The sequence below is a fragment of the Amycolatopsis sp. NPDC006125 genome (assembly GCF_040614195.1).
GTDB classification, from domain to species: Bacteria; Actinomycetota; Actinomycetes; order Mycobacteriales; family Pseudonocardiaceae; genus Amycolatopsis_E; species Amycolatopsis_E tucumanensis.
Genome location: NZ_JBEXTZ010000183.1, coordinates 1 through 7806 on the forward strand (window position 1 = coordinate 1; position 7806 = coordinate 7806).

At 73.9% G+C, this 7806-nt stretch carries 5 protein-coding genes and 1 pseudogene; 5 read left to right on the top strand and 1 reads right to left on the bottom strand.

Features of this window, described 5'->3' with window-relative positions:
• Positions 1-96, top strand: a pseudogene (locus ABZ193_RS42610) (amino acid--tRNA ligase-related protein); the annotation flags it as partial.
• Positions 97-122: 26 nt separating this feature from the next.
• Here ABZ193_RS42610 and ABZ193_RS42615 read toward each other — a convergent pair.
• Positions 123-1379 carry a cytochrome P450 gene (locus ABZ193_RS42615; protein WP_354714495.1) on the bottom strand — a complete coding sequence of 419 codons (1257 nt, stop codon included), beginning with the start codon at positions 1377-1379 and terminating at the stop codon, positions 123-125.
• Between the two features lie 253 nt (positions 1380-1632).
• Between ABZ193_RS42615 and ABZ193_RS42620 the strand changes: the two genes are divergently transcribed.
• From ABZ193_RS42620 to ABZ193_RS42635, 4 genes are read left to right on the top strand one after another with little or no spacing between them, the layout of a single operon-like run.
• Complete coding sequence (locus ABZ193_RS42620; RefSeq protein WP_237335711.1) at positions 1633-3453, top strand: peroxidase family protein; 1821 nt, start codon at positions 1633-1635, stop codon at positions 3451-3453.
• On the top strand, positions 3450-5144 hold the full coding sequence (locus tag ABZ193_RS42625; RefSeq protein ID WP_354714496.1) for a hypothetical protein: 1695 nt from the start codon (positions 3450-3452) through the stop codon (positions 5142-5144). The genes ABZ193_RS42620 and ABZ193_RS42625 overlap by 4 nt, the downstream gene beginning before the upstream one ends.
• A 10-nt stretch (positions 5145-5154) precedes the next feature.
• Complete coding sequence (locus tag ABZ193_RS42630) at positions 5155-6498, top strand: Dyp-type peroxidase (RefSeq protein WP_354714498.1); 1344 nt, start codon at positions 5155-5157, stop codon at positions 6496-6498.
• Positions 6498-7682, top strand: a complete 1185-nt coding sequence (locus ABZ193_RS42635; protein ID WP_354714500.1) for a hypothetical protein — start codon at positions 6498-6500, stop codon at positions 7680-7682. The genes ABZ193_RS42630 and ABZ193_RS42635 overlap by 1 nt, the downstream gene beginning before the upstream one ends.
• Positions 7683-7806 lie beyond the last annotated feature (124 nt).

Sequence of the window (7806 nt, forward strand, 5' to 3'; positions counted from 1 at the left end):
CGCGCCTCAGTGGTCCGTTCGCTGCGGGAATCGTTCCACCGCCGGGGTTTCACCGAGGTGGAAACGCCGATGCTGCAGACCCTCCACGGCGGCGCCCCGGGCCGCCTGTCGGTGACCCGGCGCTAGGCGAGGACGGCTTCGACGCGGAAGTGGTCGAGCGCGTACGGCATCGGCGGCTCGGCGGGTAGCCGCGGGGTGCGGATGGTCAGGGTCCGCATCAACGCCGCCCGGAGCGCTTCGCGGCCGGTGAGCACGGCCAGGTCCGCTCCGGCGCAGCGTTGGGGGCCGCGGCTGAAGTGGTTCACCCCCGCCGGCGTGCCCTCCAGCCACCGCTCCGGCACGAAGGCGTCCGCGTCGGGCACGTGCGCCGGGTCGCGGTGGAAGAACGTGTTCACCACCAGGATCCGCGTCCCGGCAGGCAGGACCGTCCCGTCGTCCCACACCACCTCGGCGCGCGTCTCCCTGGACAGCATCGGCGTGGTCGGCCACAGCCGCATCGTCTCCTGCAGGCACGCCGCCGCGTGGTCCGCCTCCGCCAGGGCTCGTTCGGCGTCCGCCGGGCGCTGGCCGAGCACCGCGAGCGCCCGCAGCGCGTTGGCCGCCAGCGTGTCGCCGAGCGCGAAGAGCCAGTGCGTCACCTGCGCGCACGGCTCGGTGTCCGGACCGGCCGGCGTGTCGGCGATCGCCGCGGCCAGACTGCCCGGCTCGGCCCGTTCCAGGTGGCCCTCGACGCTCGCGCGGAAGGCCGGCAGGCGCCGGGACGGCCGGCGCGGCAACCGGTTCGCCTCGGCCATCATCCGCTCCAGCGTCACCGACAGCGCGTCGTCGCCGGCGGCCTCGTCGCTCAGCACGATCCGGCGCGCGATCCGCTGGAACGCCCGGTTCCACGGCCGCCACCCGGTCCGCGCGGGCAGCCGGGCGATCTCCTCCGCCACGCACTCCGCCACCCGCGGCGCGAGGGCGGGCGCAGACGCGAGCACCGCGTCGGTGAACCGGCGCCGCTCCCGCCACGCCTCGCCGCGCGAAATCGTCACCGCGCCGGGCTGGAAGTGCGCCATGCCACGGCGTTTCGGATCCGGATCGCCCGCGTAGACGTCGACCGGCCCCTCGAGCACCCGGTCGGCGTCGCGCGGGTCGAGCAGTAGCACGGTCCCGCCGACGCGCACCGGCCGCGTGCTCCGGCCGGCCATCGCCGACAGCTGCCGCACCGCCGCGCCGTCCACCCCGGCGGCCGCCGCCGCCCGGACCACGGCGGGCCTGCGCGCGAACAGCCCCTGCGCCAGGTTCGGCGCCAGCACCAGCGCGCCGACCGCCAGCGCGTCGGGCAGGGCCGCGCGGGCAATCGCGGCGCGGGCGGGGACGGTGGTCGTGGACATCATTTCCACCTCCGGCGACGACAATTCCGCGGAGATTCGATTCCGGCCTTTTTCAGGCTACCCGGGAAATGTGCGATCGCCCGGCCGCCGGTGTTGGTGAAATTCTCGCAGCGGCCCCGCGCACTTGGGCCATCCGGGTACTGGACAGGGCGCGTGATCCGGTGCCACGCTGGGCGTTTCGCGACGCACGCTGGCAGGCAAGGCGCCGATCTTCGCACGTCCATTCGCGCAACCGACGAATACGGGGGAACCCGCGATGGCCGATCAAGAAAACACCACCCGGACATATCGCACCAGCCTGCCCTGGCGGGCCTTCACCATGATCACCGGAATGGTCGACCGGGTGGTGGGCTGGGACCGGCTGCCGGTCCCGCTCGGCCTGCTCGACCTGATCGGCCTGCGCACCAGGCTGCGCCAGGAGAACCTGCACGACACGAGCCGCCTGCCGGCGATGGGCACGCCGCCGGTGCCGCCGCTCACGCCCGATCACCTGGTGAGCCGGTCCGTCGACGGCAGCCACAACGACCTGACCGAGCCCGCGATGGGCATGGCCGGCGCGCGGTTCGGCCGCAACATCCCGCTCGACGAGATCACCCCGGCCACCGAGGACGCGGTGCTGAAGCCGAGCCCGCGCGAGATCAGCCGGAAACTGCTGACCCGCACCACGTTCGTGCCTGCCACGTCGGTGAACTCGCTGGTGGCCGCGTGGCTGCAGTTCATGATCCGCGACTGGTTCAGCCACGGCACCAGCCCGAAGGAGAACCCGTGGGTGGTGCCGCTGGCCGACGACGACACCTGGCCGGACAAGCCCATGCGCATCATGCGCACGCCCGACGACCCGACCCGCCCGCCGGGCGCGTCGATGCCCCAGACCCGCGTCAACGTGCTCACCCACTGGTGGGACGGCTCGCAGATCTACGGCGTCACCGGCGAGGAGCAGGGCTGGCTGCGCAGCGGCGAGCAGGGCAAGCTGCGGGTGCTCGACAACGGCCTGCTGCCGATCCCCGACGACCCGTCCCGCGACCCCGCGCTGGTCCCCGGCTTCTGGCTCGGCACCGAGATGCTGCGCACGCTGTTCACGTTGGAGCACAACGCGATCTGCGACCGGCTGCACGCCGAGTACCCATCGTGGCCGGACGAGGAGCTGTTCCAGCGCGCCCGCCTGGTCACCTCGGCGCTGCTGGCGAAGATCCACACCGTGGAGTGGACGCCCGCGGTGATCAGCCACCCGACCACGAAGGCCGCGCTGCGGGCCAACTGGTTCGGCCTGGCAGGGGAGCGGGTGCACCGGCTGTTCGGCCGCATCAGCGGCAGCGAGGTGGTCAGCGGGATCCCGGGCGGCGCGACCGACCACTACGGGGTGCCGTTCGCGCTGACCGAGGAGTTCGTCGCGGTGTACCGGATGCACCCGCTGGTGCGCGACACCTGGAGCCTGCGCTCGGCCGGGGACGACGCCACGATCCTGGACTGCGAGTTCCCCGACATCTCCGGCGCCAACGCGCTCAAGGTCCTGGGCAGCATCGGCATGACCGATCTGCTGTACTCCTTCGGCACCCTGCCGCCGGGCCTGGTCACGCTGCACAACTTCCCCAAGCACCTGCAGCAGTTCCAGCGCCCGGACGGGCACCTGCAGGACCTCGCGGCCACCGACATCCTGCGCTCGCGGGAGCTCGGCGTGCCGCGGTACAACGAGTTCCGCCGCCTGCTGCACCTGCCGCCGGCGCGGGACTTCCGCGACCTGACCGCCGACCCGGAGTGGGCCGAGGAGATCCGCCGCGCCTACGACGGCGACATCGAGCAGGTCGACCTGACGGTCGGCATGTTCGCCGAGCGCCGCCCGGAGGGCTTCGCGTTCAGCGACACGGCGTTCCGCATCTTCGTCCTGATGGCGTCGCGGCGGCTCAACAGCGACCGGTTCTTCACCGAGTACTACACGCCGCAGGTCTACTCCGACGCCGGGCTGGCGTGGATCCGGGACAACTCGATGGCCACCGTCCTCACCCGGCACTACCCGGGCCTGCGGCCGGTGCTCGCGACGGTGGACAACGCGTTCGCCGCGTGGGAGGTGCGGACATGACCGTCGTGGACGAGGCCGCGCTGCTGCGCGCGACCCACGACGAGCTGGACCGGCTGTTCCGGGCCAGCCCGCCCGGCGAAGTGCCGCACGGCCCGATGGACGGCACCGCGGTGCTCGCACCGGGCACGCCGGTGAACCGGCTGGTCGCCTCCCTCGCCCGCTCGGTCGCCTGGCGCGGCAAGGTCTTCGACCCCGCGGGCCGGACCCTGGCGAACCGCGTCGGCCCGGCCGGCGTGACCGCGATCAAGGCGGCCGTCGCGCCCGGGCACAGCTGGGTCGACGGCCGGGAGTGCGTCGTCATCGACTACTCCAAGACCTCGCTGGTGGCCCGCGGGGTGCGGGACGAGATCCGGCTGGTGGCCAAGGACCTCTACCTCGGCGTGGTGTGGCTGTGGCGGCGCCGGGTCGGCTGGTTCCTGCTGCGCAGGCCCGGCACCGGCGCCGCGGCCCGCCCGTCGCCGCACCAGGTCCCGCTCACCATCCGGGCGCCGCTGCGGCAGGGCCACGAGGGCGACGTGCCCGGGCTGCTCGACGAGCTGCGCAAGGGCGTCGACTCCGACGGCGGCCCGTTCCGCGACATGGCCGGGGTGCACTTCGCGCGGGTGTTCGTGCTGCCGCCCGACGGCGACGGCCGCGAGTCGCTGGTCTACATGGCCGAGCTGGACACGCCCGTGCTGGCCCACCTGCACGACCTCGCCGCCGCCCGCGGCGACGCGCTGTCCGCGTTGCTCGGGCTGTGCGAGGAGTACCCGGAAACCCGCACCGCGGGCGGCCGGGTGCGGTGGCTGCGCGACCACGAGATCACGCCCGCCGCCACCTACGTGCACCGCACCGGGCGGAGCCTGGCCCGGATCCGCGACGAGGCGAGGCTGCGGGAACGCATCGAGCAGTTCCTCGACGAGAAACCGGAGTGGACGGGCACCGGCGAGGTGGCGGTGCACCGCGCGATCCGGGACTTCGTCGCGCAGCAACCGGACCTGTCGTGGGCGCTGCGGCCCGCGGCACCCACCGCGGTGGGGCACCGCCTGCGCGAGGCCGCGCACCTGGTCGCGGTTCCCGCGGTCGCGCCGCTGCTGCTGCCGGTCGTCCCGGCGCTGGCCGTGCTGATCCGCCTCAAGGAGCTGCGCGACGAACCCGAACGCGCGACCGTGTCCCGGGAGCGCCTCGCGGAGCTGACGCAGCAGGAGGACACCCGGGTGCAGAACCCGTTCACCGCCACCGGCTACGTCAAACCGGGGCCGGTGCGGCACTTCACCCTGCGCACCGTCCTGTTCGGACTGGACTGGTTCAACCGGCACGTCTACGCCACCGACAACCTGGCCGGGGTGCGGACCATCCACTTCGCCCGGTGGGTCTACCTCGACGGCGGCCGCAGGCTCGTCTTCGCCAGCAACTACGACGGCAGCCTGGAAAGCTACATGGACGACTTCATCGACAAGTTGTCCGCCGGGCTCAACGCGGTGTTCAGCAACGGCGTCGGCTACCCGCGCACGCGGTGGCTGCTGTGGGGCGGCGCGCGGGACGAGCAGGCCTTCAAGTCCTACCTGCGCGCCCACCAGCTGCCCGCCGTCTGGTACTCCGCCTACGGCGACCTGTCGGCACGCAACATCGACGACAACTCCGCACTCCGGGACGGCCTCACCCGCGACCTCGACGCGGAGGCGGCCCGGTCCTGGCTGGCCCTGCTGTGAGGTGGCGGCGATGACCCTCGACTTCAGCGACACCCAGGGCCTGCTCGTCCGCGGCTACGGCGGGCTGCGGCACGCCACGTTCCTGCTGTTCGCGGTCACCGGCGAGCGGGCGGCCCGCGCGACGCTGCGGAACCTGGCCGCCCAGGTGTCCACGGCGGCGGCCAAGCCGTCCGAGGCCGCGGTCAACGTGGCCCTCACCGCCGCCGGGATGCGCGCACTCGGCGTCCCCGCGGAGGTCGTCGACTCGTTCTCGGCGCCCTTCGGCGAGGGCATGACCACCGAGCACCGCAGCCGCCTGCTCGGCGACTCCGGCGACGCCGACCCGCGGCGGTGGGCGTGGGGCGGGCCGTCCACCGCGCCGGTGCACCTGCTGGTCCTGGTGTACGCGGCGACCGCGACCGCGCTGCGGCGGCGGGTGGCCCAGATCAAGCGGGAGAGCGAGGGACTGTCCCTGACCGTCGCGCTGCCCACCGACCCGCTCACCCCGACCGAGCCGTTCGGCTTCCGCGACGGCCTGTCCCAGCCGAAGCTGTCCGGCCTGGGGGAGGAGGCCGCGCCCGGCGACGTCGAGCTCGGCGAGTTCGTCCTGGGCTACCGCAACGCCTACGGGCGGCTCACCGAGCGGCCGCTGCTGCCCGCCGACGCCGACCCGCGCGGTCTGCTGCCGCGCACCGCCGACGGCGCCGCCGACCTCGGCCGTGACGGCAGCTACCTGGTGTTCCGCCAGTTGCGCCAGGACGTCGACGGGTTCTGGGCGCACCTGCGCGAGCGGGCGGGTGGCGAGCAGCCTGCCCGGCGGCTCGCGGCGAAGATGGTGGGGCGGTGGCCCAGCGGCGCGCCGCTCGTCCTCGCCCCGGAGCGGGACGAACCCGCGCTCGCCGAAGAGGACTTCGCCTACCACGCCGAGGATCCGCACGGCCTGTCCTGCCCGCTGGGCGCGCACGTGCGCCGCGCGAACCCGCGCGACTCGCTCGACCCCGGCCCGGGCTCGCCGAAGTCGGTGGCGGTCAACAACCGGCACCGGCTGCTGCGCCGCGGCCGCAGCTACACCATCGCCGGCGCGGACGGCTCCGGCCCGGACGAACGCGGGCTGCACTTCCTGTGCCTGAGCGCCAACCTTGCCCGGCAGTACGAGTTCGTGCAGCACACCTGGATCAACAGCCCGGTCTTCAACGGCCTGCACGACGACGCCGACCCGCTGGTCGCGCCGAAGAACGGGCGGGGCGCGCGGTTCACCGAGCAGGCCACGCCGGTGCGGCGGCGGCACAGCGGGCTGCCGTCCTTCGTGCAGGTCCGCGGCGGCGCCTACTTCTTCCTGCCCGGCGTGGCGGCACTGCGGTACCTGGCGGCGTGATGAACTGGCTGAAACTGCTCAACGACGCGGTGCTCGGGCTGGTCGCGGCGGAGCGGCGGGTCGACCCGTGGGTGCGGCCGGCCTTCGACGCCGTGGTCCGGCCGCCGGTCCAGGCGCTCGTGCAGGCCGCGCTGGCCCGCGGCCGGGTGCCCGGCTCGCCGGTGCCCGCCGAGGAGACACCGCTGCCCGGGGAGGCCGCCGCCACCGACGAGATCGTCGACCTGATGAGCCGGTTCCTGCACCGGCACTACGCGCACGGGCACGCGCTGCGGGCAGGCAACACGAAGACCTACGGCGTGGTGCACGGCTCGCTGCGGATCCACGACGGCCTGCCGTTCCCGGTGCGGCACGGGCTGTTCGCGCGCCCGGCGACCTACCCGGCCTGGGTGCGCTTCGCCGGTCCCGGGCCGTTCGCCCCGCCCGACGTGAAGGACAACGGGGTGCTCAGCATCGGTGTCAAGCTCGTCGGGGTGCCGGGGCCGAAGCTGCTCGACGACGAGCGGCACACGCTGGACCTCACCGGTATCAGCGCGCCCACGTTCACCACACCGGACGTGGTGGAGAACGCGAAGCTGCAGCGGCAGATCGGGAACGACTCGCCGCTGTGGTACTTCGTGAACCCGCGGGACAGCCACCTCGCCGACCTGGTGATGCAGGGGCTCTACGCCCGCACGCACAGCAGCCCGCTGGACACGCCGTACTGGAGCTGCGCGGCGTACCTGCTCGGCCGGGGACGGGCGATGCAGTACCGGTTCGTGCCGCGGGGCGCGCGCGGGCGGGCGCCGTGGAACCCGTCCGACGACTACCTGTCCGAGGCGCTGCGGGCCACGCTCGCGCAGCGCCAGGCCGGGTTCGACCTGTGCCTGCAGGTGCAGACCGAGCCGCGGCGGATGCCGGTCGAGGACGCCTCGATCGTGTGGCCGGAGCGGTTGTCGCCGCCGGTGCGGGTCGCGACGCTGGTGCTGGACCGGCAGGAACTCGACCCGGGGGAGCAGCGCGCGCGGGCGGACAGCCTGTCGATCAACCCGTGGCACACCATCGCCGAGCACCGGCCGCTGGGCAGCCAGAACCGGGCGCGGCGGGAGGTCTACCAGCAGCTCTCCCGGCTGCGGCAGGACATGAACGCGGTCAAGCACGTGGAACCGGGCGCGCAGCGGTTCTTCCCGGAGGACGGCCGTGGTTGAGCACCTGCGGGTCGCCGCGAACGGGCTGGACTTCCACGTGCTGGCCGACGGCCCGCGCGACGCCCCGCCGGTCCTGCTGCTGCACGGGTTCCCGGAGGGCGCGGCCGGGTGGCGGCCGACGATG